This is a genomic window from Arthrobacter cheniae, from assembly GCF_003602275.1.
In the GTDB taxonomy this organism is placed as follows: domain Bacteria; phylum Actinomycetota; class Actinomycetes; order Actinomycetales; family Micrococcaceae; genus Arthrobacter_D; species Arthrobacter_D cheniae.
Window position 1 is genome coordinate 250,201 of sequence record NZ_QZVT01000005.1, and the last position, 25,435, is coordinate 275,635.

General features: G+C 67.7%; 15 protein-coding genes. 5 read left to right on the forward strand and 10 right to left on the reverse strand.

All coding sequences use genetic code 11. The features are described from left to right. Positions 1-15 precede the first annotated feature (15 nt). Positions 16-2,820, reverse strand: a complete 2,805-nt coding sequence (locus D6T63_RS11495; RefSeq protein WP_120149171.1) for a bifunctional acetate--CoA ligase family protein/GNAT family N-acetyltransferase — start codon at positions 2,818-2,820, stop codon at positions 16-18. 122 nt (positions 2,821-2,942) lie between these two features. On the opposite strand from D6T63_RS11495, the gene D6T63_RS11500 reads away from it, so the two are divergent. Continuing rightward, the gene (locus tag D6T63_RS11500; RefSeq protein ID WP_120149172.1) at positions 2,943-5,576 is read left to right on the forward strand and encodes a DNA gyrase/topoisomerase IV subunit A; all 2,634 of its coding nucleotides are present in this window, start codon (positions 2,943-2,945) and stop codon (positions 5,574-5,576) included. Here D6T63_RS11500 and D6T63_RS11505 read toward each other — a convergent pair. The 4 genes from D6T63_RS11505 to D6T63_RS11520 all read right to left on the reverse strand — a co-directional run bounded on the left by D6T63_RS11505 (position 5,573) and on the right by D6T63_RS11520 (position 13,379). Beyond that, complete coding sequence (locus D6T63_RS11505) at positions 5,573-6,634, reverse strand: GNAT family N-acetyltransferase (RefSeq protein WP_235830694.1); 1,062 nt, start codon at positions 6,632-6,634, stop codon at positions 5,573-5,575. The genes D6T63_RS11500 and D6T63_RS11505 overlap by 4 nt on opposite strands. A gap of 104 nt (positions 6,635-6,738) precedes the next feature. Continuing rightward, positions 6,739-10,518 (reverse strand): thiol reductant ABC exporter subunit CydC, encoded by a 3,780-nt coding sequence (cydC, locus tag D6T63_RS11510; RefSeq protein ID WP_120149173.1) that lies wholly within the window; start codon positions 10,516-10,518, stop codon positions 6,739-6,741. A 20-nt stretch (positions 10,519-10,538) separates the two neighbouring features. Further along, a complete protein-coding gene (gene cydB / locus D6T63_RS11515; protein WP_120149174.1) occupies positions 10,539-11,561 on the reverse strand; it encodes a cytochrome d ubiquinol oxidase subunit II in 1,023 nt (340 codons plus the stop codon). Positions 11,562-11,771: 210 nt separating this feature from the next. After that, entirely contained in the window at positions 11,772-13,379 is a 1,608-nt protein-coding gene (locus D6T63_RS11520; protein WP_120149175.1) for a cytochrome ubiquinol oxidase subunit I, read from the reverse strand. Between the two features lie 222 nt (positions 13,380-13,601). On the opposite strand from D6T63_RS11520, the gene D6T63_RS11525 reads away from it, so the two are divergent. Both D6T63_RS11525 and D6T63_RS11530 read left to right on the forward strand, forming a co-directional pair. Beyond that, positions 13,602-13,970, forward strand: coding sequence for a BlaI/MecI/CopY family transcriptional regulator (locus tag D6T63_RS11525; protein ID WP_120149176.1), 369 nt, complete (start codon positions 13,602-13,604; stop codon positions 13,968-13,970). 7 nt (positions 13,971-13,977) lie between these two features. Beyond that, positions 13,978-14,970 (forward strand): M56 family metallopeptidase, encoded by a 993-nt coding sequence (locus D6T63_RS11530; RefSeq protein ID WP_120149177.1) that lies wholly within the window; start codon positions 13,978-13,980, stop codon positions 14,968-14,970. A 34-nt stretch (positions 14,971-15,004) separates the two neighbouring features. Here D6T63_RS11530 and D6T63_RS11535 read toward each other — a convergent pair whose 3' ends face one another. After that, on the reverse strand, positions 15,005-17,113 hold the full coding sequence (locus tag D6T63_RS11535; protein WP_120149178.1) for a DNA gyrase/topoisomerase IV subunit B: 2,109 nt from the start codon (positions 17,111-17,113) through the stop codon (positions 15,005-15,007). Between the two features lie 253 nt (positions 17,114-17,366). Between D6T63_RS11535 and D6T63_RS11540 the strand changes: the two genes are divergently transcribed. Beyond that, positions 17,367-17,588: a DUF7455 domain-containing protein gene (locus tag D6T63_RS11540; RefSeq protein ID WP_120149179.1), complete on the forward strand. Its 222-nt coding sequence runs from the start codon at positions 17,367-17,369 to the stop codon at positions 17,586-17,588. Between the two features lie 262 nt (positions 17,589-17,850). Here D6T63_RS11540 and D6T63_RS11545 read toward each other — a convergent pair whose 3' ends face one another. From D6T63_RS11545 to D6T63_RS11560, 4 genes are all read right to left on the reverse strand, one after another. After that, positions 17,851-19,062: an RNA polymerase sigma factor gene (locus D6T63_RS11545; RefSeq protein ID WP_120149180.1), complete on the reverse strand. Its 1,212-nt coding sequence runs from the start codon at positions 19,060-19,062 to the stop codon at positions 17,851-17,853. A 315-nt stretch (positions 19,063-19,377) separates the two neighbouring features. After that, a complete protein-coding gene (locus D6T63_RS11550) occupies positions 19,378-20,790 on the reverse strand; it encodes a DUF4192 domain-containing protein (protein WP_120149181.1) in 1,413 nt (470 codons plus the stop codon). Between the two features lie 131 nt (positions 20,791-20,921). Further along, complete coding sequence (locus D6T63_RS11555) at positions 20,922-22,262, reverse strand: MFS transporter (protein ID WP_120149182.1); 1,341 nt, start codon at positions 22,260-22,262, stop codon at positions 20,922-20,924. Between the two features lie 130 nt (positions 22,263-22,392). Then, the gene (locus D6T63_RS11560; RefSeq protein ID WP_120149183.1) at positions 22,393-23,478 is read right to left on the reverse strand and encodes a proteasome assembly chaperone family protein; all 1,086 of its coding nucleotides are present in this window, start codon (positions 23,476-23,478) and stop codon (positions 22,393-22,395) included. 288 nt (positions 23,479-23,766) lie between these two features. Between D6T63_RS11560 and D6T63_RS11565 the strand changes: the two genes are divergently transcribed. Further along, complete coding sequence (locus D6T63_RS11565) at positions 23,767-25,314, forward strand: leucyl aminopeptidase (protein WP_120149291.1); 1,548 nt, start codon at positions 23,767-23,769, stop codon at positions 25,312-25,314. Positions 25,315-25,435 lie beyond the last annotated feature (121 nt).

Genomic DNA, 25,435 nt, shown 5'->3' on the forward strand with positions numbered 1-25,435 from the left:
CCTAACCAGCGGGCGTCAGTCGCGCATGGCGCGACGCGCGCTGTCGGTGCGCCGTTGGGGATTACCGACGTCGATCGCTGCACTGAGGATCGTCAGACCGGAGGTCGCGACCAGCACGGGGTTGAATTCGAGCAGGGCGATATCGGGGTGGTTGTCCTTCATGAGGGCGACGCGGGCCACGAGGTCCTCGATGGCCGGCACATCGGCGGGCGGCAGGCCCTGGTACCCGAACAGCTTGCGGGACGCCCGTGGAGCCCTGACCAGATCCGTGATGTCACCGGTGCTCAGCGGAGGGACCGCGTGCGCCCAGTCGTCGAGCAGATTGACGGCGTCACCCGCCAGGCCGAAGGAGACGACGGGCCCCATGAGCGGGTCTTCGATGGCTCGGATGCTGCAGGCCTGCCCGGAGGGAGCCATGGACTGCACCTCCATGCCGAAACTGCCGAAGGACGCCAGCATCTTTTCCATGTGGGCGATGTTGCGCCGGAGCGACTCTGCGTTGTCGATACTCAGCCGAACACCGCCGAGGTCCAGGCGATGCCGCAGGTGCTCATCCATCGTCTTCAGTGCGACCGGCCACCCCAGCCGGGTCGCCTGCTCGATCGCCTCCTCCACGGAGGAGAACCGGGCCGATGGCAGAAGTCGGATCCCGTACGCGGCCATGAGGTCGGAGCACTCGCTAGGGTTGAGGCGGGTGAGTTCGACGTCAGCGACCCGGGCCCGGCTCTCCGACAGGACGCGCGACGCCGCATCCACGTCGACCCCCTCCGGGTCGAGGAAATCGCCGTGATCGCGAGCACGCCACTGGGCATAGCGCACGACGGCGCCCAGCGCGGCAAGTGCCGACCCCGGGCTGGGGAAACAGGGCAGTCCCCGCTGGAGGGGCAGGGCGGGCCCGGAGTCCTCGACCCCCTCGGCCGTCGCTGTCGCTGTCGGCCCGAGCACCGCAGCGTCCGTGGTTCCCGCGTCGGTCGCCCTCAGCGGACCCGGCTCCGCACCGCCGGACGTTGCGGCCGCGACGAGCCCGTCGAGCTGCAGGCGGACGTCGAGGATTCCGGTGAAGGAAGCGATCACGGGCTTGCCGGCGGCCTCGGCGCACTGCTGCAGGCGAGCGGCGACGGCATCGGCCGTCAGACCACGCGCGGGAAGCGTCGTGACTACCGCCGCGTGGACGGCATCATCGGCGAGGGCACGATCCACGGCTGCGGCGAGTGTGCGCAGCGCCTCGGCCTGCCCGGCGTCGAGCTCCAGATCGGTCTCGAGGCGTGCGACGATCATGCCCTGCGAGACGACGCCGTCGGCCACCACCTTGCCGAGAGCGGACGAGTTGCTGAAGACGGCGATGCCGGCACCCCCGGGCAGGGGCTGACTTGCGACGATCTGCGCGATATCCATGAGCTGCTCGGTGGTCTCGACACGCATGACACCCGATTGCCGGAGCATCGAGTCCAGCGCGCCGGATGGAGCCTGCGTGGTCCGCACTGCGTGCCCGGGGGGCAGCTGGAGTCCGGTGACATCGGACTTGGCCACGATGACGGGTTTCGTCCTGGCGAGCCGGCGTGCGATCCGCGAGAACTTCCTCGGGTTGCCGATCGACTCGAAGTACAGGCCCACGGCGCGCGTGGTGGGATCGTCCTCCCAGAACTGCATGGCGTCGTTGCCGGACACGTCGGCGCGGTTGCCCGCCGAGATCACGGACGACACCCCGAGCCCGCGGCGGTGCGCACTTGCGTAGAGCAGCACGCCCAGCCCCGCTGACTGGCTGAACAGCGAAAGAGCGCCGCGCGCCGGCAGGTCGGGTGCCATCGAAGCGTTGAGGCGGACCGCCGGATCCGTGTTCACGAGGCCGAGGGACGCCGGCCCCACCACGCGCATGCCGTGCGCGCGGGCCTTGTGCACCAGGGCGCGCTGCCGGACGATGCCGTCGCCGTCGTCGTCGGCATAGCCCGCCGTCACCACCAGAAGACCCTTGACGCCCGCGCGGGCGCATTCGTCGACGACGGCCTCCACCTGATCGTGCGGCACCGCGATGACGGCGAGGTCCACGGCCTCCGGCACCTCGGCCAGGGACGCGTGGGAGATCATTCCGTGGAGCTCGAACGCCTCCGGATTCACGGCGTAGACCCGGCCCGTGTAGCCGCCGTCGATCAGGTGCTCGAGGAGCGTGTAGCCCACGGTGCCCCATTCACGGCTCGCGCCGATCACCGCGACCGACGACGGCGTCAGGAGTTCTGCCATGCTCCTCGCCTCGGCGCGGTGCTCGCGTGCCTCCATGACCGCCTGCGACCTGCGTGTGGGGTCGATGTCGAAGCTCAGCATCACGACGCCGTCGTCGAAGTGCCGCTCCACCTCGTAGCCGGCCTCGGCGAACACGGTGATCATCTTGCGGTTCTCGGGAAGGACCTCGGCGGAGAAACGCCGGATGCCGTTCTCGCGTGCGGCGACGGCCAGGTGTTCGAGCAGGATGGACCCCACGCCGCGGCCCTGGTGATGGTCCGAGACGTTGAAAGCTACCTCTGCCTCGAGTGGATCGTCGAGGCGGTCGTAGCGGCCGATGCCGATGATGTCGGTACCCCGCGTGATCACGAATGCCACGCGGTCGTGGTGGTCCACCTCGGTGAAGCGCGCGAGCTCCTTCGCGCTGAGCTTGGCCTTGTAGGTGAAGAACCGGAGGTAGATGGAATTCTGCGACTGATGCATGTGGAAGGCCTGCACCGCGTCCGAGTCCGACGGGGAGATCGGCCGCAGGTGCGCCGTCCCGCCGTCGCGCAGGACGACATCAGCTTCCCAATATTCCGGGTATTGTCCGTCCGCCACCATAGACTCAGGGTAGTCGGCATCCCCCGGTTGCAGGCCCCGCCGCTGCCGGGGCCGTCCCTGGACAGCGGATACAGGCCGACGACACCGTCTCACCCACCCGACCTGTTGAGGAATCGCCGCACATGGCCAGGCGCCAGACCCCCGCTCTGCCGGAGGATTTCACCGAGAAAATCATCGACGTCGACGTCGAAGCCGAGATGGAGGAGTCCTTCCTCGAGTACGCGTACTCGGTCATCTACTCGCGTGCCCTTCCGGACGCGCGGGACGGCCTCAAGCCCGTGCAGCGGCGCATCCTGTACATGATGTCGGACATGGGCCTGCGCCCGGACCGCGGTCATGTGAAATCCGCGCGCGTGGTCGGCGAGGTCATGGGTAAGCTGCATCCGCACGGCGACAGCGCCATCTACGACGCCATGGTGCGCATGGCGCAGGACTTCTCGCTGCGGCTCCCCCTCATCGACGGGCACGGCAACTTCGGCTCGCTCGACGACGGACCGGCGGCCGCGCGGTACACCGAGGCCCGCCTCGCCGCTGCGGCCCTGACCATGACGAACCACCTCGACGAGGACGTCGTCGACTTCATCCCCAACTACGACAACTCCCTCGACCAGCCCGAAGTGCTGCCGGCCGCCTTCCCCAACCTCCTCGTCAACGGCGCCAGCGGGATCGCCGTCGGGATGGCGACGAACATGCCGCCGCACAACCTCGGCGAGGTCGTCGCGGCGGCCCGCCACCTCATCGCGAATCCGGATGCACCGCTCGAGGACCTCATGCGCTTCGTCCCCGGACCCGATCTGCCGAGCGGCGGCAAGATCGTGGGCCTGGACGGCGTGCGTGACGCCTATGCAACGGGCCGAGGCTCGTTCAAGACCCGCGCCACCGTCAAGGTCGAGCAGCTGTCCGCGCGGCGTACCGGCCTCGTGGTGACCGAACTGCCCTACACGGTGGGGCCGGAGAAGGTCATCGAGCGGATCAAGGACGCGGTCAACGCGAAGAAGCTGCAGGGCATCTCGGACATCGTCGACCTCACCGACCGCAAGCACGGCCTGCGCCTGGTGATCGAGCTCAAGAACGGGTTCAACCCCAACGCGGTCCTCGCGCAGCTCTACCGCTTCACGCCGATGGAGGACTCGTTCGGCATCAACAACGTGGCCCTCGTCGACGGGCAACCGCGGACGCTCGGGCTCCTGGAGCTGCTGAAGGTCTACGTCGCACACCGGATCCTCGTGGTCCGCCGCAGGACCTCCTACCGGCTGCAGCGCAAGCGTGACCGCCTGCACCTCGTCGAGGGCCTGCTCATCGCGATCCTCGATATCGACGAGGTCATCCAGGTCATCCGCTCCTCGGACGAGTCCTCCGCGGCCCGCGAACGCCTCATGTCCATCTACGACCTGACCGAGATCCAGGCCAATTACATCCTGGAGCTGAGGCTCCGCCAGCTGACGAAGTACTCGCGCATCGAACTCGAGAAGGAACAGGAGCAACTGCGCCTCGAGATCGCCGAGCTCGAGGGCATCCTCGGCTCGGAGGAGCGCCTCCGGACGCTCGTGTCCGACGAGCTCGCCGCCCTCTCGGAGCAGTTCGCAACACCGCGCCGTACGGTCCTCCTGGAGTCCGAAGCAGCCGCTCCGCTCAAGGGCTCGACCCTCCCTGCCCCGGCAGGGAAGGGTGCCAAGGCGATCATGCCCCTGGAGATCTCCGACGATCCCTGCTGGGTCCTGCTGTCGGCCTCCGGTCAGCTGGCGCGCACCTCGGATCGCCAGCCCCTGGCCGACGGTCAGCGGATCAAGCATGATGCCTTCCGCTCCGTCCTGGCCTCCACGGCTCGCGGGGAGGTCGGAGCGATCACCTCGGCGGGCCGGATGATCCGGCTGCAGGTAATGGACATGCCGGCACTGCCGCCCACGGCCGGAGTGCCGAACCTCGCGGGCGGCGTTCCATCGTCGGAGTTCATCACGCTCGAGCGCGGGGAGCGACTCGTCGGACTGGCACCGTTGGGCGCCGTGGTGGCTCTCGGGACCGCCCAGGGCGTGGTCAAGCGCGTGCAACCCGACTATCCGCTGAATCGGGACGACTGGGAGGTGATCTCCCTGAAGCCCAAGGACACGGTGGTGGGGGTCGCAACCGCCGCCGACCAGGACGATCTCGTCTTCATCACGCGCACGGCGCAGCTGCTGCGCTTCCCGGCGTCGGCCGTGCGACCGCAGGGCAGGACCGCCGGCGGCATGGCGGGCATCAAGCTCGCGGCCGGTGACACGGTGCTGCACTTCGGCGCGATCGCGTCCGGTGACGATCAGGGCGTGGTGGTGACGGTCACTGCTGCCGGCAGCACCCTGCCGGGCACATCTGCCGGGTCGGCCAAGGTCACCGAGTTGTCCGAGTACCCCGTCAAGGGCCGGGCGACGGCGGGAGTTCGAGCCCACCGCTTCCTCCGCGGCGAGGAGGCCCTCTCGCTGGCCTGGGCGGGCCATGGTCCGGCGCGCGCCGCTTCCGCCAACGGGGTGGCGCGGGCACTGCCCACCGAACACGGGCGCCGCGACGGCTCGGGCGTCCCGCTGACGCAGCAGATCGATGCCGTAGGACCGGCGCTGCTCGGACTTTTGGACGCCTCTGGCACGGGTGTCCGTCCCGCCGGCGGCTCGATCGGTCCCTCGGCGGACGGGCCTGCCGGCGGCGTCAGGATCATCGACGGATCAGCGTCGGCCGACCGTATGCCGGACGACGGTCCTGATGACGCACAGGGAACATTGCTCTAGGCGGGTTTGTCCGCCGTGACACTCAGCGGCAGGTCGAACACGATCGATCGCTGCGTCGGCCCGTACCCCATGCGCTCGTACAGTCCCAGGGCGCCCGATGGGTTCTCGGTGTCGACGCCGAGCCCGGCGTTGTCCATGCCTGCTGCTCGGTAACGCCTCATCGCCTCGGCCAGGAGCGCCGGCGCCAGTCCGCGGCCACGCCAGGTCTTCCTGACACCCAGCAGGTCGGTGTAGCCCTCGGAGTGCCCGAGCAGTTCCTTCGAATCGGGGTCGTAGCTGGCCAGGTGGTACGCCACCACCTCGCCGGTCGCGGGGTCGAGCAGGGCGAGGCTCCAGTCGTCGCGGAACTCGGGGTGGGTGACCGTGAACTGCCAGGATTCCTGGTCACGGGGCTCACTCCCCCAATGGTCCTGGAACGCATCGTTGTGGGCGAGCCGTACGAGCTCGACGAGGTTGCGGTCCGCGCCATCGGCGAAACTCAGCAGGTGCAGTTCGGCGGGGAACGGCAGGTCCGGGATCGGCTGGGAGAGAGGTCGCGTCATCTCGGTGAAGTACCTGACGATCGTGCTGCCGCTCGCCGTGAGCAGGGCCAGATGCGAGGGGTTGCGCTCCTCGACGTAGTTCCTGAAGACGCCATCGGTCCGGCCGGTCTCCTGCAGTCGCTCGATCGCGCGCCACGCCTGCCAGCTGAAGACCGCTCGTCCGATCCCCCGTCGGCGCCACCCCGGGTCCACCCCGCCCGCGCCGTGCACGACCGAGGAGCCCGCATTCATCGAGAGACGTCCGAAGGCGCGCGGGAGGCCGTCGTCGTCGAAACCCGCGATGGTGTCGCGCCGAGGATCGTTCTTCGACGCCCTCAGGGCCTGCTCGAGGTCGGCGCGCTGCTCCACCCAGTCCGGCTCGTCCGCCGCGGCGATGCACTGGATCAGCGAGAGCCAGCGCTCGATATCGGCGTAGGAGAGCGGTCGCCACTGCAACAGATCCGGCAACGGCGGAGCACGGTGCCCGGGCTCGCCGGTGGAGCCTGCATCCTTGAGGGGCATCTCGGGCGTGCTCATGGTGCCAGCGTATTCCCTGGGCGGCTGCCTCCGCCGGATGTTTCAGCTCCGGCAGGGCGCGACGCAGCCGCCGACACCCACAGCGAGCGGTAGGTCGGACGCGGTTACCAGGACTCCGATCCTGCGTGAGGCAGGGGGTGAGCCGATCCCAGCACGACGACGTCATCACACAGCGCTGCCTCGTCGGGGTCGTGGGTCACCAGGAGGACCGCCGTCTCGGGAAGCCCGTGCCGCAGATCCTCGAGCAACGATCGGGCGCCGGCGGCGTCGAGGTGAGCGATGGGCTCGTCGAGGAGGACGACGCCGGATCGGGTCAGCAGTGCGCGAGCCACGGCAAGTCGTTGGCGCTGACCGCCGGACAGGCGCGATCCACCCGATCCGGCCTGGGCATCGAGGCCGTTCTCCAGACCGGCCACCATGTCGGCCAGTCCCACAGCACGGATGACAGCGTGGAGCTCTTCCTCGGTCGCGGGATCCCCGGGGGCTCGCGCGAGCTGGAGGTTGGACCTCAGGGTGGAGGTGAACAGGTGGCTCTCCTGGGGGCACCAGGCGATGCGAGGCACACCACCGACGACGCTGGTCGACCCGTTGACCACGAGACGGCCCTCATCGAGGGGCAGGAATCCCAACAGTGCTCCCAGGATGGTCGATTTGCCGCTGCCGGACGGGCCGGTGAGACCTGTCCACCGTCCGGGAGCCAACTGCAGGTTCACCCCGGTGACCACAGGATGACCCGGCTGGTAGCCGATCCCGGCGTCGTCGAGGGCGAGCGTCCTCACCGGAACGACCTCCGGTCCGTGGATGCTCGCTGCCTGCTCCTCCTGCCGATCCGGGGAAGGACCCAGCATCGGCCGGATGCGGCGTGTAACCGCAGAGAGGGGACCCCAGTGCTGGACGGCCGCTGTCCCTGCGACGAAGGGTTCGATCAGGGCGAGCTGCATGAGCACCAACACGGCCGTGGTGTCAGCCGCTACCCCATTCGCGGTGACAAGGATGCCGAGGGCCGCGGCACAGCACGCGGCAACGATCACCGCCGTCGATGCGCCGGCTGCGGCCGCCGACCGGCGTGCTGCCACCGCGACCCGTCCGTCGAGCGTCCGTGTCCCCGCGAGCGCGGCGCGGTGGACACCGTTCACCCTGAGGTCCGGCGCTGCCCGCAGCAGGCGTGTGATGCGTTCAAGAGCCTCGGCGCGTATCTCCACGGCTGCGGCACCGGCGGCCTGCTCGCGCAGGACCGCGACGAGCGGCGCGACGACGACGGCGGCACCGACGGCGAGCGCCTGCCAGCCGAGCGAGGCAGGGTGCAGGATGGCGGTCGTGACGAGCGCCGCGATACCGGTGAGGGCGGAGGTGACGAACGGTAACAGCGCACGCGCGGAGAGGTCCCTCAGTTCGTCGACGTCACCGATCAGGCGTTCGATTCCTCCTGAGCCGCGTGCGATGGTTCGCCAGGACCGTCCGGCGCGGAGCAGCCCGGTCCACAGGCGCAGTCGCGTGTCATCCGCTCGATGGAAGACCGCCCGGTGGAGCCAGAGCCGTTCCTCGTAGCGCAGGAGGGACCGGCCGATGCCGAAGAAACGCACACCGACGATGGCCGTCAGGAGATAGAGGATCGGGGGCTGCTCCGCAGCTCGGACGATCAGCCAGCCGCTGAGGGCCGTCAGTGCGACAGCGAAGACGGCGGCGCCCAGGCCCAGCGCCGCCGCCGCAAGGAAGCGTCGGTCCCACGGCCGGACGAGTGCAAGCACGTCATGGGCCGACTGGCACAACGATGCTCCCGTCGTCACCGGCGTCGGTGTCGTCCTCGTAAGCGTCGTACCCGGTGCCGTAGTCGTCGTTGCCGTAGTCGTAGTCGTGGTCGTCGTAGCCGTTGCCGTAGCCGTCGTTGCCGTAGTCGTCGTTGCCGTAGTCCTCGGCGCCGACGACGGCAGGGTCCGCAGCGTGCGAGGGAGCGCTCCACCGGAACGGGTATCGACCGAGTTGACGGGGTCAACGGTCATGGCCGCGATGTCCCTGGCGTGGAAGGACGACGACGAGGACTCTGCCGACAATGAGGGAGCGGGCCTCGGACCGAGCCATAGCTCGGACGCCGCGATGCCCGCCGTCTCGTCGTCGTGCGCGATCAGGAGGACCGTCAGCCCGGGCCGGCGTGCCTGGAGGGCCGCCCGGATGGCTGCCGACGACTCTTCGTCGACATGCGCGGTGGGCTCGTCGAGGAGCAGGAGGCGGACCAACGGATCCTGTGCGCGCATGAGCGCCCGGGCGACGGCGACACGCCTCAGCTCGCCGGGACTCAGCTCCCCCGTAGCCCTGTCCACGAGTCCGCCCGCCCCCACGGATGCGAGCGTCTCCGTAATCGACGGATCGTCCTCGGAGACCCCGCCGTACAGGGCGAGTTCCGCGCGGACCGAACTCATGAGCACTTCGGGGTGTTGCGGGACCCATGCGACTCCACCGTCCTCGAGGCCCGTCATGCTGCCCGCGAGCTGGAGACCCGGCGGGACTGCCCCGCCCCCGGCCAGTGCTCGCATGAGCGTCGATTTTCCCGATCCGCTCGGACCTCGGAGAGCCGTGACGGAGCCGGGTCGAAGTGTGAACGACACGCGGTCGACGACCGGCTCCAGGACGCCGTCGTACCGGGCAGTCAGTCCTTCCACGCTCACACCGGCCCATGCCACGGCGGTTTCCCGATAGGCCGTCGACGGGGCTGCTTCCCCGGCTCCTCGCGCAGCGTCGACACCGGCCGGTCCCGGGGCTGCTCCCCCGGCCCCTTGCGCAGCGTCGACACCGGCCGGTCCCGCAGCGTCGACACCGGCCGGTCGCGGGGCGTCGATCACGGCGCGTACCCGCGACCCGGCCTCCTCGCCGTCCTCGCTCGCATGGTGGGCTGCACCGACGTCGCGGATCGGGCCGTAGCATTCCGGCGCGAGGATGAGTGCGATCAGGGCCGTTTCCAGACTCAGGTCGCCGTGGATCAGGCGGATGCCGGCGAACACCGCGACGACGGCGACGGAGATGGTGCTGATCAGTTCCAGGGCGAGGGAAGACAGGAAGACCGTGCGGAGCGTCGTCATCGTACGCGAGGTGTAGGCGCCGGCGATGTCGTTGAGAGCCCGCGTCTGCTCAGCGGCCCGCCCGAGGCCCACCAGGACGGGGAGACCCCGAGCGAGTTCGAGCAGGTGGTCGGAAAGACGCCCGAGCGCCGCAGCTGCCTGCTGCGTGCGGTCCTGGGTGTGCAGGCCGATCAGCGCCATGAAGACCGGGACGAGAGGCACTGTGAGGACGATGATGAGCGCGCTGACCCAGTCGGCGGCGAGGATCCGCGCACCGATGAGAAGCGGCACCACGGCGCAGGTGATGAGCGCGGGCAGGTACTGCGTGTAGTACTTGTCGAGCCCGTCGAGGCCACGGGTCAGCAGCACTGCCAGGGAACCCTGTCCGCTGCCGGGCGCTGCCGTGGGCGCAGTGCCGCCGTCGTCGAGCACGCGAAGGAGGGCGGACTCGCGCATCCGCTCCCTGACACCCATCGCCAGTCGCGCCGCCGTCGCATCCTGACCCCAGGCCGCGACTGTGCGCAATCCTGCGCCGGCGATGCCCTGGAGCAGGACCGAACGGACGTCCAACGAATCGGCGGCGAGGGACGCAATCCCGAGAGCGAGGGCCTGCGCCATGAGAACCAGGCCCAGGGCGCGGGCGGCGGCTAGGGCCCCGAGGAGATACACGGCCGTTCCGGACCCCGCCGCTCCCGCCGGCCCACCCGCCCGGAGGGAGGAGATCGGCGAGACCCGGTGCGTCTGCTGCCCGCTTCCCGTGCCGCCGTCGGCGGCGGCCGGTGCTGTGGTCGGTGAAGCAGTCGGCGGTGAGGTGGGCGTGCTCTCGTGCATGGGTGTCCTGGTGGCTCCGCTCACAGGGCTGTGACGGCGTGCGCGGCGGGGATGCTCGCCTCGGACACACGCCGACGGAAGACCCAGTATGTCCAGGCCTGATAAGCGAGGACGAGCGGGAGTCCGAAGCACGCAACCAGACTCATCAGTCCGAGGGTGTAGGGCGAGGAGGACGCATTCTGCACCGTCAGGTCGAAGGCCGGGTCGAGGGTGGAGGGCAGGACCACGGGGAAGGCGGCCCCGAAGATCGACCCGATGAGGGCCAGCATGCCGACCCCCAGTCCGGCGAAGGCCCGCCCGTCGCGGCCGACGGTCGCGGCGCGGTAGGACGCGATGAATGCCACGACCGCAAGCACGACGACGAACCACGTGACGACCGTGCCGCTGCCCACCTGCACGAGCAGCGCCCAACCCAGGAACGGGATCATGGCGACCGGCAGGAGTCGGCGGAAGAGCCGGTCCGCCTGACTGCGGATGCTCCCCTCCGTCTTCAGCGCCACGAAGGCTGCGGCGTGGACGAGGCAGAAGAGCACGACGGCGACGGCACCGAGCAATGCGGGCATCGTGGCCCAGGCGAAGGCACCGCCCACGCGATTGCCATTGACGTCGAGCGGCAGCCCCGTGGTCGTGAGGGCGAGCGCGGCACCGATGCCTGCCGCTGCAATGAAGGATCCGACGGCGATGGCCCAGTCCCAGCGGTCCCGCCACGCGTCGCTGTCCCGCTTTCCGCGCCACTCGAAGGCGACAGCACGAAAGATGAGGCCGAGGAGCACGAGCAGGAACGGCAGGTAGAGCGCCGACAGCAGCGACGCGTACCAGTGGGGAAACGCGGCGAAGGTGGCGCCTACAGCGGTGACGAGCCAGACCTCGTTGCCGTCCCAGACGGGGCCGACCGTATTCAGCAGGACGCGCCGCTGGGTGTCGTTGCGTGCCATGAGTTTCATGAGCATGCCCACCCCGAGATCGAACCCCTCGAGAAAGAGGTAGCCGGCCCACAGCACGGCGATCAGGACGAACCAGAGGGTAGGCAAGGCCTCGGTCATCGAAGCACCTTTCGGGGAGTCGCAGGCATCAGGTATGCGCGGACGGGGTCGGGGCGGGCCCCGCCGCGGGCAGCGACGGTAGTCCGCACCCGCGCAGCGCGAGTGGTTTTCGGCGACGTAGCGCCAATCCTCCGCGCCCGCACAGCACCGGTTGCGTGCGCCGACGCGACGCCCGTCCGCGACCGCGCAGCGCAAGTGGTTTGCGCCCGGTCAGTAGGCGAAAGCGAGGACATCGCCGTCGTCCTTTCCTCCGTGGCGCGCTCCGGACACGCCGCTCCCGCCGTCGCCCCCGTGACCGGAGTCCGAACCTGCCTGCGCCAGCTCCGGCATGGCTGAGGCGGTGCCACCCCGGACGTAGGAGAAGAGGAGCTTCACCTCGACCACGAGCAGGACGGCGTACACCGAGGTCAGTGCCACGAGGGACGCGACCAGCTCGCCGAGGGAGACCCCGGGCGACACGGCGGCGGCGGTGAACATGAAGACGCTGTCGATACCGGAGGGGTCGGGATTCGGCGCGACGACGAACGGCTGCCGGCCCATCTCCGTGAAGATCCAGCCTGCCGAGTTGGCGCCGAAGGGGGCGAGGATCCCGAAGACTGCGAGCCGCATGAGCCAGCGGGATTCGGGAACGGTCCCCTTCCTGAGGACCCAGAGGGCGAGCGCGGCGGCACCCGCGGCGATCGCCCCGAAGCCGATCATGATGCGGAAGCCCCAGTAGGTGACCTCCATGACGGGTAGGTAATCGATCTCCGTGCCCGCCCGCTCGCCGTACATGGGATCGTCGGGCAAGGTAGTGCCGTACTTCTCCTGATATTCGGGAAGCAGGGTGTTCACGCCCTTGACCTCGGTGGTGAAGTCGCCGTTGGCCAGGAAGGACAGCACGCCGGGTACCTCGATGACGGCCGTGATGTCGTCACAGCTCTGCGCGCCGAGGTTGCCGACGGAGAGGATGGAGAATCCCGTGCCGTCGTGGCAGGCAGCCTCGGCTGCAGCCATCTTCATGGGCTGCTGGTCGAACATGAGCTTGCCCTGCAGGTCACCGGTGATGCCTGTCCCCGCGAAGGCGATCATGGCGACAATGGCCCCGGCCCGGGCGGACACCAGCCACACCCTGTGGTCGACGGCGTCACGGGCACCGCCGGCATCGCCCACGATCACGGTGCCATGGGCACCCACCGTGTCGAGGCCGTCGTGGCGTCGCTTGTGCAGGTGATACCAGCTGATACCGAGGAGGAAGGCACCTGCGACCGCCAGTGCGCCGAAGACGGTGTGCGGGAAGGCGACCAGTGCCGTGTTGTTCGTGAAGACCGCCCAGGCGTCGACCATCACGGGCCGGCCGTCGACCATCTCGACCCCCACGGGGTGCTGCATCCACGAGTTCGCCACCAGGATGAAGTAGGCAGAGAACACTGAGGCGAGCACTGCGGCCCAGAGACAGAGCAGGTGGACCAGACGTGGCAGCCGGCCCCAGCCGAAGATCCAGAGGCCGAGGAAGGTGGATTCCACGAAGAAGGCAAGGAGTGCCTCCATGGCGAGCGGGGCACCGAAGACGTCACCGACGAAGCGGCTGTACTCGCTCCAGGCCATCCCGAACTGGAATTCCTGCACCAGGCCCGTCGCCACACCCATGATGAAGTTGATGAGGAAGAGCTTGCCCCAGAACTTCGTCATGCGCAGGTAGTGCTCCTTCCCGGAGCGGTGCCACATGGTCTGCATCACGGCTACCAGCAAACCCAGCCCGATCGTCAGGGGGACCATGAGGAAGTGATAGACGGTGGTGATTCCGAATTGCCACCTGGCAATTTCCAAGGCTTCCATGTGGCCCTCTCAGCAGCGCCTGGCGTCAGTGTCGACGGAACTTCTACAGTCTGTAGAACAAGTTCTTCTACCTATCGTAGAACATGCACGGCATCATTTCTACGTAGAGTAGAAATGTGGTGCAAGAAGTTGTACGTTAGATGCACCACGCTTCATCGCTCGCTTCGGGGAGCGGATCCGGGTCCAGGTCGGATCGGGATCGCAATTGATCGAAGGAAGAACATGGCAACGCTCGGAGATCTCGAACGCACAGTGATGGAACTGCTGTGGGCAACGCCGGAAGCGATGACCGCCAATGAGCTGCGGGATGCCATTGCCGAGGCGCCCCTGGGAGAAGTGGGACGCGAGCTCGCCGTGACGACGGTCCTCACCGTCCTCTCGCGGCTCGAGAAGAAGGGACTGGTCAAGCGGGAGCGCGACAACCGGCCCCACCGCTACAAATCCGTGACGAGCCGCGAGGACCACACGGCTGAACTCATGCACGAGGTACTCGTGACCGCACCGGATCGCGAAGCAGTTCTGGCGCGCTTCATCGGCAGCGTCTCCGAAACCGAGGCACAAACCCTGCGCAAGCTGCTCGGCGGCAGCTGACCCGCCCGTGTTCTGGGCCTCCTACCTGCTCGCGGCCCTCGCGATCCTCCTTGCGTGGCCTGCCCCCATTGCCCTTTCCCGCGCCTCCTGGCCTGCCCGTGCACCCTTCACGGCCATGGTGCTATGGCAGTCGATCGCTCTTGCCGGCGGACTGTCGATGATCGGGGCCATGCTCGTGTGGGGCCTCGAACCGCTGGGGGACAATCTCATTTCGGCGTCGTCCGGGTTCTTCGACATCGTGCTCAATGACAGGTCCGCGCAGACCCTCGGCGTGATCCACGTTTTCGCCATCAGCGCCGCAACACTCCTGTTCGGCCACCTCGTCTTCACCCTGGCCCTGACGTTCGTCCGGATCCGTCGGCAGCGTCGTCGCCATCGCGACATGCTCAATCTGCTGAGCTCCCCTGCGGCCGACCAGCCAGCGACCCTCGTCATCAATCACCCGGCTCCCGTGGCCTACTGCCTCCCCGGCGGCGCACGCTCGGTCACCGTCATGTCCGACGGCCTGATGGATCTGCTGAGCCGCGCGGAACTCGACGCCGTCCTCACCCACGAGAACGCGCACCTCCACCAGCGCCACCACCTGCTGCTGTGGGCATTTGCTGCCTGGCGTTCGGCCTTACCGTGGCTTCCGACGTCGCAACTGGCGCAGCGCGCCGTGAGCGAACTGATCGAAATGCTCGCCGACGATGAGGCGCTGCGCCACGTGGATGAACAAACGCTCATGCGCGCCATCGTGATCGTCGGTGCAGGCACACTTCCTCGCGCAGCGGACCCCCTTGATGATCCCCTCGCGGACGAGACCAGGTTCGGGACCACCCCGGGGGCGGACGTAACGGGTGGTACCGCGGACGCGCACTCCACCGCGCCTCGCCTGCGCCGGTTACTCACTCCGCTGCCACCCCTCGGCAGGGTCCAGCAAGCGCTCGCGCTGTCGACAGCAGGCTTGTTGCTCGTGGTGCCGCCGGCCCTGCTGGTCGCTCCGGAACTGCTCGGCTGACGCTTCCGGCTACTGGCAGTCCATCGGCGCCCCGTCAGGCGTCGATGCGATCGCGATCCAGGGATGCTGCCCCAGCGACGATGAAATCCTTCCGCGGCGCGACGTCGCTGCCCATCAGGAGATCGAACACCCGCTCGGCCGACTCCGCTTCCTGGATTCGCACCCGCCTCAAGGTCCTGTGCCTGGGGTCCATCGTGGTCTCCGCGAGCTGGTCGGCGTCCATTTCCCCCAGCCCCTTGTAGCGCTGGATAGGTGACTTGTAGCGCTTGCCCTGCTTCTCCATGGCCGCGAGGAGACGTGTCAGTTCCGCCTCCGAGTAGGTGTAGATCATCTCGTTCGCTTTGGATCCGCCGTTGATCACCTCGACGCGGTGAAGGGGCGGCACGGCGGCATACACGCGTCCGGCCTCGACCAGCGGCCGCATGTAGCGGAAGAACAGGGTGAGCAGCAGGGTCCGGATATGGGCACCGTCCACATCGGCGTCGGTCATCAGGATGACCTTGCCGTAGCGCCGGGCATCGAGCTGGAAACTCCTGCCGGAACCGGCCCCGATGACCTGGATGAGTGCGGCACACTCGGCATTCGAGAGCATGTCGCCGACGGAGGCCTTCTGCACGTTGAGGATCTTGCCTCGGATGGGCAGGAGCGCCTGATAATCGGATGACCGGGCATTCTTCGCGGTACCGAGGGCGCTGTCGCCCTCGACGATGAACAGCTCGGAACGTTCCTGGTCGTCGATCCGGCAGTCGGCGAGCTTGGCCGGCATGGTCGACGTCTCGAGGGCGTTCTTGCGGCGCTGTGTTTCCTTATGCACCCTCGCGGAGATACGTGACTTCATCTCCGCGACGACCTTCTCCAGCAGGAGAGTCGACTGGACCTTGTCATTCCGGGCAGAGGAGGAGAGGCGCGCCTGCAGTTCCTTCTCGACGACTTTCGTCACGATGGCCTTGACGGCCGAGGTACCGAGGATCTCCTTCGTCTGACCCTCGAACTGAGGCTCCGCGAGCCGCACGGTGAGAACTGCGGTCAGTCCTGCGAAGACGTCGTCCTTCTCGATTTTGTCGCTGCCGGCCTTCAACTTGCGGGCGTTGTCCCCGATCACCTTGCGGAAGGTCTTCAGCAGGGCCTGCTCGAAGCCGCTCTGATGCGTGCCGCCCTTCGGCGTCGCGATGATGTTCACGTAGCTCCGGACGGTCGTCTCGTAACCGATACCCCAGCGCAGGGCGATGTCGACGTCGCAGTCGCGCTCGACTTCTGCCATCTGGCTGTGGCCGCGGTCATCGAGGACGGGGACGGACTCCTTGAAACGGCCGGAGCCCTGAATGCGCCACACGTCGGTGACGGCCGCGTCGAGGGCGAGGAACTCGGCATACTCCGAAATTCCACCGTCGTGCTGGAAGACTTCCTCGACCGGTCCGGATTCGCCGGGCGTGCCCGGCATCTTCCGCTCGTCCCGCAGTACGATGCGGAGTCCCGGCACCAGGAACGACGTCTGGCGAGCCCGCGTCTGAAGCTCCTCGTAGGAGAAGGCTGCGTCTGCGGTGAAGATCTGGCGGTCAGCCCAGTACCTGATGCGCGTGCCGGTGACCCCGCGCTTCGCCGTGCCGACCACCTCGAGGCGCGATCCGTCGAGGAAGGGTTCGAAGGCGGACGTCGGCGACGGCGTCTTCGCGTCCTTGAACACGCCCGGCTCACCCCGCCGGAAGGACATTGCATAGGTCTTGCTACCGCGGTCCACGAACGCATCGAGTCGGGAGGACAGGGCATTGACGACGCTCGCGCCGACGCCATGGAGTCCGCCCGACGCCGTGTACGAACCGCCGCCGAACTTGCCGCCCGCGTGGAGTTTGGTGAAAACGACCTCGACACCCGTCAAACCGGTCTTCGGTTCGATGTCGACCGGGATCCCTCGGCCGTCGTCATGGATCTCGACGGACCCGTCGGCGTGCAGGATCACCGTGATGCTCTGCCCGTATCCTGCCAACGCTTCATCGACGGAGTTGTCGATGATTTCCCACAGGCAGTGCATCAGGCCGCGCGAGTCCGTCGATCCGATGTACATGCCGGGACGCTTGCGGACCGCTTCGAGGCCCTCGAGGACCGAGAGGTGCCGGGCTGTGTAGTCCGAAGTGGGGGGTGTCACAGTGCAGTGGTCTCCTTGGCAGGACGGCACGATCCAGGACAGGCGTCAGGAGGGTGATTGCGGAAAAGGTTTCGATTCAGTTTATTACGCGGGACCGACACGCTGCGGCAGGCGCGTCCTGCCGCGGAATCCCGCCCCTGCCGAAGTGTGACCCATACCCCTGGTACGCCCGGAGCGAAAGGAGGCCCAGCCAGCGAAGCAGTGGCAACGAATAGTGGTTATATGAGTACACGATCCACATGAGGAGGCAATCATGACCACTGCAGTAGCAACTCGCGAACTCACTGCCCTGGACCGCTGCGACCGATGCGGTGCCCAGGCTTACGTGCGGGCAGTCCTTCAGTCCTCCGGTGGAGAGCTTCTGTTCTGCGGCCACCACGCGCGCGCCGTCGAAGCGAACCTGAAGCCGCTCACATCCGAGTGGCAGGACGAAACCGAGCGGCTCCGCGAAAAGCCGGCCGTACCGGCTGACTGACCTGCGGACCTCCGCACACCGACTTCAGAGCAAGCGCCCCCGTGTACAAGGCGCTGAAGATGAGAAGAACGGGTCCCCTCCACCGGAGGGGGCCCGTTCTTTTGTCGTCCTCGACAAGCCTGTTCACCTTCGACGACGTTCATGCACAGTGCTCCCGTCTGCTCATGAAGCCGGACCTCACGCGCAGGAGGTTCTCCGGACAAGACACAGGGCCCCTCCCGGAGGAAGGGCCCTGCGTCTTGTCCGAGCGGGTTTCGCTGAATCAGTCGAGGTAGTCGCGCAACACCTGGGACCGGGACGGGTGCCGCAGCTTCGACATCGTCTTCGATTCGATCTGGCGGATCCGCTCACGGGTGACCCCGTAGACCTTACCGATCTCGTCCAGCGTTTTGGGCTGTCCGTCGGTCAGGCCGAAGCGCATCGCGACGACGCCTGCTTCGCGTTCCGACAATGTGTCGAGCACCGAGTGGAGCTGCTCCTGAAGGAGAGTGAAACTGACGGCGTCGGCCGGAACGACTGCCTCGGAGTCCTCGATCAGGTCGCCGAACTCCGAGTCGCCGTCCTCGCCGAGGGGGGTATGCAGTGAGATGGGCTCGCGGCCGTACTTCTGGACCTCGACGACCTTCTCCGGTGTCATGTCCAGTTCGAGCGCAAGCTCCTCCGGTGTTGGTTCCCGTCCAAGGTCCTGCAGCATCTGGCGCTGGACGCGTGCGAGCTTGTTGATGACCTCGACCATGTGCACCGGGATGCGGATGGTCCGGGCCTGGTCAGCCATGGCACGCGTGATGGCCTGGCGGATCCACCAGGTCGCGTAGGTCGAGAACTTGAAGCCCTTGGTGTAGTCGAATTTCTCGACTGCGCGGATGAGACCCAGGTTCCCTTCCTGGATGAGGTCGAGGAAGAGCATGCCGCGGCCGGTATAGCGCTTGGCAAGGGATACGACGAGGCGGAGGTTCGCCTCGAGCAGGTGGTTCTTCGCCCTCTTGCCGTCATGGATGACGAATTCGAGCTCGCGCTTCAGCTTGGGATCCATGTCCGGATCAGCCGCGATCTTCTCCTCGGCGAAGAGGCCTGCTTCGATACGGAGTGCCAGATCGACTTCCTGCTCGGCATTGAGCAGTGCGACCTTTCCGATCTGCTTGAGGTAGTCCTTGACAGGGTCGGCCGTGGCACCGGCCGAGACGACCTGCTGGGCGGGAGCGTCGTCGTCGTCGGCGTCGGAGTAGACGAAACCGGTGGTGGTGCCGCCCTCGGCGACATCGGGCTTTGCGTCCTCGGCGTCTACGGCGACATCGACGGCCGGATCCGCTGCATCGAGCGTGTCCACCGAACCCTGGGCATCCGAGGTGGAAGCCTTTGCGGCCGCCGCGGAGGAAGCAGCCTTCGTCGCGGGCTTCTTCGCCGCTACCCGTCGCTTGGTAGTGGTGGTACCAGCGTCTGTCGACGCCGGTGCTGCTGTCTTCTTGACCGACACAGAGAACCTTTCGTACGGCGGTGTGTGGTGCCATCAGACGGACAACACCACTATGACCCTGTCAAGTCCGCGCTGTTACCAGGCGAACCCGGCGGGGCCTGCTCCCATTGGAACGGTCCTGCCGACCGTGCTATTCCCCTCGGCGTGCGCCTCAAGGCGACGACCTACATGGGATGCTCGGTGCTGTTCTGGTGCACGGACCCAACCGGGTCTCAACCTTTATTGTCTCACGCTTCGCTGTCACGTCGGAAATTCCCAGCTTGCTGAACGCGACGGGGTGACGCGTCGTTTCCGGCCCCGGCGCAGCTCTCCCCGTCAGGCCGCTCTGCGGGAAGTGCGCCCTGCTTCGGCCGTCCAGGCAGTCGAACGGATCCGGGCCCAGGCAGGCAGTCCGCCACGACGCAGGAGCTCCTGGAGGAGCCGCGCGAGCCGATAGCCGGGTACCGCCTGCTCCGCTGCATCCAGGAATACCGCTGCGCGCGAGCCCCGGCCGCGCGCATATTCGAACCAGGCGCACATCGTCAGCACTGCCGCGCGCGACTCCCCCTCGGCCGCACAGGCGAGGCCCCCGAGAACAAGGGTCATCGAATCGACGCGACGCCAGTCGATTTTTCCTGTGAATCGACCGGCCAGAACGTCGGCATACAACTGGGCCGCGTCCTCGCCGGCATCTTCTCGCCGGGACGGGTCACGATTATCGCCCGAAGCAATCCTGCAGATGGCAACGGGCAGCGCGGCCTCTGCGGCTCCAACGGCGGTGCGGAGTTCGCCCGGCATGACCACCTCGGGTACCCACGGCGTGACGGACGCACCGATGGTGAGGCCGGTTTCCCGGCCACCAGCGCGTTCCTGAAACCCGTCAGGCTCTTCCGACTGCTCGAGCAGGCAGCACGCTGTTGCGCCCTCGAGGGCGGTAACCGACCCCACGCACGCGCTTGCAAGAAGGAAATCACGAATGGTCCGCGACTCGACACTGGCCAACAGGAATCCGGCGAGGTCGGGCTCGACGTCCACGCGGAACCCGCCCGCGTCCTGCAGGACGGCGTCCCAGACGGCAGAGGTGGCGTGGAACTGCGCCTCGTCCGTCCAATGGCCCGCACAGCAAGCGGCGTAGTGCGCCTGCGCATCCTCGACAGCAGGGATGGTTGTCGCCGACGTCCCCGACCTGGCGACGACGGCAGGGGCCTCGCGGAAGACGGCTTCGGGGGCCGATGGATGGAAAGCACTTCCGCCGAAGATGAGTTCCGCGTTCAGGGCGCTGTCCACGACGGCGTCGAGGGGCTGCCCGGGCCAGGGGCAGCAATCCGCGTCCATGCAGAAGTAGTCGCGCCACCCTCCTGCGGAAACGAACCAGCCGCCTCCCACAGGCAATCCTGCAGCTCCCAGCACGGCTTCGAGCTTCAGCACCATCGGCACACGCGGTGCGGGAGCACCTCGTGCCCATTCCTGCCGGGCGTACACGACCACGAGCGAACCGTCGGCGCCGGCGTCACCCCGGAGGAAGGACAACACCCCCTGAGCGAAGACCAGTAGGTCGGAGCCGTCCGGCGGCAGGTCCACCCGCAGCGTGGCACCCAGTTTCCGGCCCGATGTCGTCAGGACGACCAGGCTCTCCTCGGGCATGAAACCGAGGGCGTGGGGTATGTAGGACAGCATGTCGGCCGGTGATGTGACGGCAAAGGGTGAGGACGTCGGGCTGCCGGGTGCGGGGCTTATGGAGGAGGTCATGCGGAACAGCCTGCTGCCCCTGCTCCGGTCAGGCTCCTGACAGGAGCACTATGTGGACAAGCCGCGTTGTCTTATCAATAGGAGAGCGCTGCCGCGCGGACTCCGCAGGGTCGCTCGGCGGCGCACGATGACTAGCTGTCGCGCCTCCGGGCCGCCTTCTCCTCCCGGCGTCTACGGCGTTCCCGAGCGAGGGCTTCCCGCAACGGAGGAACGACGACGCCCTGTTCCGCCATCCGCCGTCGAACCCGCCGCCGGGCGCTCACGATCGCGATGGCGCCGGTCGCGAGCACCACGAGCTGCACGGCCATTGCGAGGCGGAAGGATGCCAGCGCGTACAGGTCACCTTGAGAGAAACCACTTCCGAGCAGCAGATCGAGGACGACCCCGATGACGAACATCGTCATCAGGGATGCCATGAAACCACCGATGTTCACGATCCCTGTGGCCGTTCCCATACGGGCTGCCGGATTGAACGTGCGGGCGAAGTCGAAGGCGATCATGGAACCCGGCCCGCCGACGGCCAGCGCCACCACGAGCAGTGTGAGCAGCGGCAGTGGCGCGGGACCCGGGTACAGCAGCACCGCGAGCCACGCACCCGACATCAGGGCGGCGATAGCGAGCACCATCGTGGACCGCCGCAGCGGATGCCGACCGACGTAACGGCCGAGGAGAGGCCCGCAGGCGATGCCCACCGCCACGAAGAGGGTCATGAGGGCGGACGCGGGGCCCTCCCCCACCTTCTCCGCTCGCACCAGGTAGGGGTAGCCCCACATCAGGACGAAGACCGTCCCGGGGAACTGGATGGTGAAGTGGGACCACAGCCCGAGGCGTGTTCCGGGTTGCTTCCACGCCTCCGCGAGAGACGCACCGGTCTCCCTGAGCGTCTGGGTGGTGCGCTCCGAGCCGGCCACGGGAGAATCGCGGATCACGCTGACGGAGAGCACGACGGCGATCACCGAGAGCGCCGCCGCGGACAGGAACGCGGGTTGCCATCCGAAGGTCGAGAGCAACGCCACGAAGGGGATGACCGAGACCACCTGCCCGAGCTGCCCGATGATTCCGGTCCATTGCGTCAGGACGGGTATGCGCCGGGGTTCGAACCAGGCAGGAAGCAGTCGCAGGACGCTGATGAACGTCGTCGCGTCCCCCGCACCCACGAACAGGCGGCCGATGATGCCGGCGCCCACGGAGTCCGCGAACGCGAGTTGTGCCTGACCGACCGCCATCAGGATGCCGCCGGTCACGATGAGCGCACGGGGGCCCCAGCGGTCCACGAGGACACCCACGGGCACCTGGAGGCCCGCATACACGAGCAGCTGGACGACGGTGAACACCGACAACTGGGAGGCTGATGCGCTGAAGCGGTCCGTGGCTTCCAGTCCGGCTACGCCGAACGTGGTGCGCTGGGTGACTGCGACGAGGTAGGCCGCCACACCCGCCGCCCAGACCAGGGTCGCCCTCGAAGGATTCACTCCCCTAGTATCCCGCCGCTGGTATCCCGCCGCTGCCGCCGGGCCCTACCCGCCCTTCGGAGTGTTGCTGCACATGAAGATGCCCTCCCGCCGGAGGGGCAGGAGGGCATTTTCATGTGCTATCGGACTTTCAGGTCGTGGGGCGGGGATCAGCGTCGGGAGTTCCGTCGTCGGCCGTTTTGGGATCGGCAGATACGCCGGAATCCGCGGAACCGGGCGACTGCTCACTCCGCCCGCCGTCGCCGCTCCCGTAGTCGATGGGCGTCGTACCCAGGAACTCGGTGTCCCAGAGGAGGGTCGACTCCTCCTCCGCCTGCGGACTGGCGAGATAGGCCTCGACGGCTGCACCGAGTTCATCGGCGCTGGCAAGCTCGCTGTTCTCCTTGACCAGCAGCGATCGGCGCTCGGCGCCGTCGGCGTGCTCGTCGTACCGCTGCTCGAGCGAGCTGACCACCGATTGCACCTCCGCAGAGTTACCGACCTGGCGGGCGATCTGACGTTCGACGTCGCGTCCGGTCTCGCGCAGCCTGTCCGTCGGCAGCACCAGGCGGGCTGTCGCCCCGAGGTACTCGAGGCCTGCTACGGCTGCCGGCGGATACTCTGCATCGGCGAGGTAGTGGGGCACGTGGATGACGTGCCCGACGACGTCGTTTCCGGCCTCGATGAGGCGCATCTCCAGCACGTGGCCGATCGACGCCTGCACCTCGACGGTCGGTCGCCAGGCGCTCATTCCGTCGATGAGGTCGGAGCGATTGCCGTGCATCGTCACGCCGATCGGACGCGTATGAGGGACCGGCATGGGGATGGCGTGCACCCATGAGATGAGGGACACCTCCAGCTCCTTGACGAGTCCGACGACGGCGCTCGAGAATCGCTCCCACTGGAGGTCCGGCTCGACGCCGGTCAGGAGCAGGAAGGGCTCGCCGAGCCCGTCGTGGAGCCGGTGGAGTTCGAGGCGGTGGGGCTGGTAATCCGTGAAATGGTCCTCGACGAAAGTGATCCGGGGGCGCCGGCCCCGGTAGTCCATGAGCTGGTCGGCGTCGAACTCGGCAACCAGCTCATGTTCGAGCACCTCGAGGAGCTCTTCGCTGACCTGCGACACCACGTGGCCGGCGTCCATGAAGCCGGTCAGGCTCATCAGGAGGGGCAGCCCCCTGGTCGTCGCGTCGTCGAAGATGTCGGTATTGATGTTGTACAGGGTTCGTGGATCCAGCATGGCTCTTTCCTCCGTTTAGGTCCTGTCTTCATCAACGCCGGCTGCATCGGCTTCATTCCGTATCACCTCGGAACCCGGTCGTGGGCGGAGAACCATGGCAGGAACCGCGCCGCAGACCGTACCGGACCGACGATGCGATCTCTGCCGGAGGGGAGATGCGCAAACCACGGGCGGTCACCGCAGGCGCAGCGACTACGATCGTCAGGACGGTTCTCGGACCACCAGATGCCGGAACCACGATCGATGCAGCATCTGGACAACCCATCCGGACACGAGGAGACAGATTCCGTGATCAAGACGACCGAACTACACCTGACAGCTTCCGCGAAGGACATCAGGAAGATCCCGAGCGATGCGCTCGTGATCGCGGTTGCCAAGGGGACGGACGGACCGGTCCTGCTCGCCAATCCCCTGCCCGCGAAGGCAGCCCGCGCCCTCGGCGATTCCCTTCAGGTACTCGGCATCACAGGAGCTGCGGATGAGGTCCGCCGGCTTCCCGGCCTGCCCGAGACCGGAGCGGACTCCCTCGTACTCTCCGGCGTCGGCCCGATGACTGCGGAGGCGGTGCTCGCCCCCGAGACCCTGCGCCGCGCCGCCGGGGCCGCTGTCCGCCAGCTGACCGGCCTCGACACCGTCGTCATCGCGTTTCCCGCGGATTCGGTTTCTGCGGCGACCGCCGTCGCAGAAGGTGCAGCGTTCGGTGCGTACAGCTACGAGGGCCACAAGTCGAACATGAAGCCCGACGGCACCGTCGCCCCTGCCACGGACCGGACCGCCGTCCGCAACGTCGTCGTCCACACCCCGGCAGCCGACGACGTCGATCTCGTCCCTTCCTTCCGGCGCGCCGCCATCCTCGGCAAGAACGTCAACACCACGCGCTCGCTCGTCAACCAGCCACCCAGCCACCTCTACCCCGAGACGTTCGCCCAGGCGGCGAAGGAGCTCACGCGCGGGCTTCCCGTGAAGGTCACCATCATGGACGAGAAGCGCCTCGAGCGTGACGGCTACGGCGGTATCCTCGGGGTCGGCAAGGGGTCATCGCGCCCGCCACGCATGGTCAAGGTGGAATACGCCCCCGCGAAGTCCGCCGTGCACCTCGCCCTCGTAGGCAAGGGCATCACGTTCGACTCGGGCGGACTCTCGCTCAAGCCCGCCGCCGGCATGCAGACCATGAAACTCGACATGGCAGGCGCCGCCGTCGTCCTCACCACCCTCCTCGCGGTCGCCGAACTGGGCCTTCCAGCCAAGGTCACGGCGTGGCTCTGCCTCGCCGAGAACATGCCCTCGGGCACCGCCCAGCGGCCCGAGGACGTCCTCTCGATCTACGGCGGGCGCACGGTGGAAGTCCTCAACACCGATGCCGAGGGCCGCCTCGTCATGGCCGACGGCCTGGCAGCAGCGAGCGAGGAGTCCCCCGACGCCATCATCGATATCGCCACCCTCACCGGTGCACAGATGATCGCACTCGGCACAAGGGTCTCGGGCGTCATGGGCGACGACGGCGTGCGCGATGCCGTCAAGGCCGCCGCCGACCGAGCCGGGGAGCAGTTCTGGCCCATGCCCCTTCCCGAGGAGCTGCGTCCGAGCCTCGAGTCTCAGGTCGCGGACATCGCCAACATCGGTGAGCGCAACGGCGGCATGATGACTGCTGCAGTCTTCCTGCGCGAGTTCGTGGGGCAGGTCGATGGCGAGAAGATCCCCTGGGCGCACCTCGACATCGCCGGACCCGCCTTCAACGAGGGTGCCGCGTACGGTTACACCCCCAAGGCCGGAACCGGGGTCGGCGTCCGCACACTTCTCGCGTACGTCGAGGACGTGCTCGCTCGCTCGGTCTGACGACGTCGGGACGCCGCGCCGCTCGTCGGGTGCGGCGTCCCTTCCGCCCCTGGGGTGAGTACCGCCGACCCTGGTGACACCGATGGACGTGACACTGCCCACATCCCCGCGCATATTGTGC

Coding starts and splice junctions, on each gene's coding strand:
- D6T63_RS11495 (WP_120149171.1), bottom strand. CDS start 2,820: ATGGTGGCGGACGGACAATACCCGGAATATTGGGAAGCTGATGTCGTC.
- D6T63_RS11500 (WP_120149172.1), top strand. CDS start 2,943: ATGGCCAGGCGCCAGACCCCCGCTCTGCCGGAGGATTTCACCGAGAAA.
- D6T63_RS11505 (WP_235830694.1), bottom strand. CDS start 6,634: ATGAGCACGCCCGAGATGCCCCTCAAGGATGCAGGCTCCACCGGCGAG.
- cydC (WP_120149173.1), bottom strand. CDS start 10,518: ATGCACGAGAGCACGCCCACCTCACCGCCGACTGCTTCACCGACCACA.
- cydB (WP_120149174.1), bottom strand. CDS start 11,561: ATGACCGAGGCCTTGCCTACCCTCTGGTTCGTCCTGATCGCCGTGCTG.
- D6T63_RS11520 (WP_120149175.1), bottom strand. CDS start 13,379: ATGGAAGCCTTGGAAATTGCCAGGTGGCAATTCGGAATCACCACCGTC.
- D6T63_RS11525 (WP_120149176.1), top strand. CDS start 13,602: ATGGCAACGCTCGGAGATCTCGAACGCACAGTGATGGAACTGCTGTGG.
- D6T63_RS11540 (WP_120149179.1), top strand. CDS start 17,367: ATGACCACTGCAGTAGCAACTCGCGAACTCACTGCCCTGGACCGCTGC.
- D6T63_RS11550 (WP_120149181.1), bottom strand. CDS start 20,790: ATGACCTCCTCCATAAGCCCCGCACCCGGCAGCCCGACGTCCTCACCC.
- D6T63_RS11560 (WP_120149183.1), bottom strand. CDS start 23,478: ATGCTGGATCCACGAACCCTGTACAACATCAATACCGACATCTTCGAC.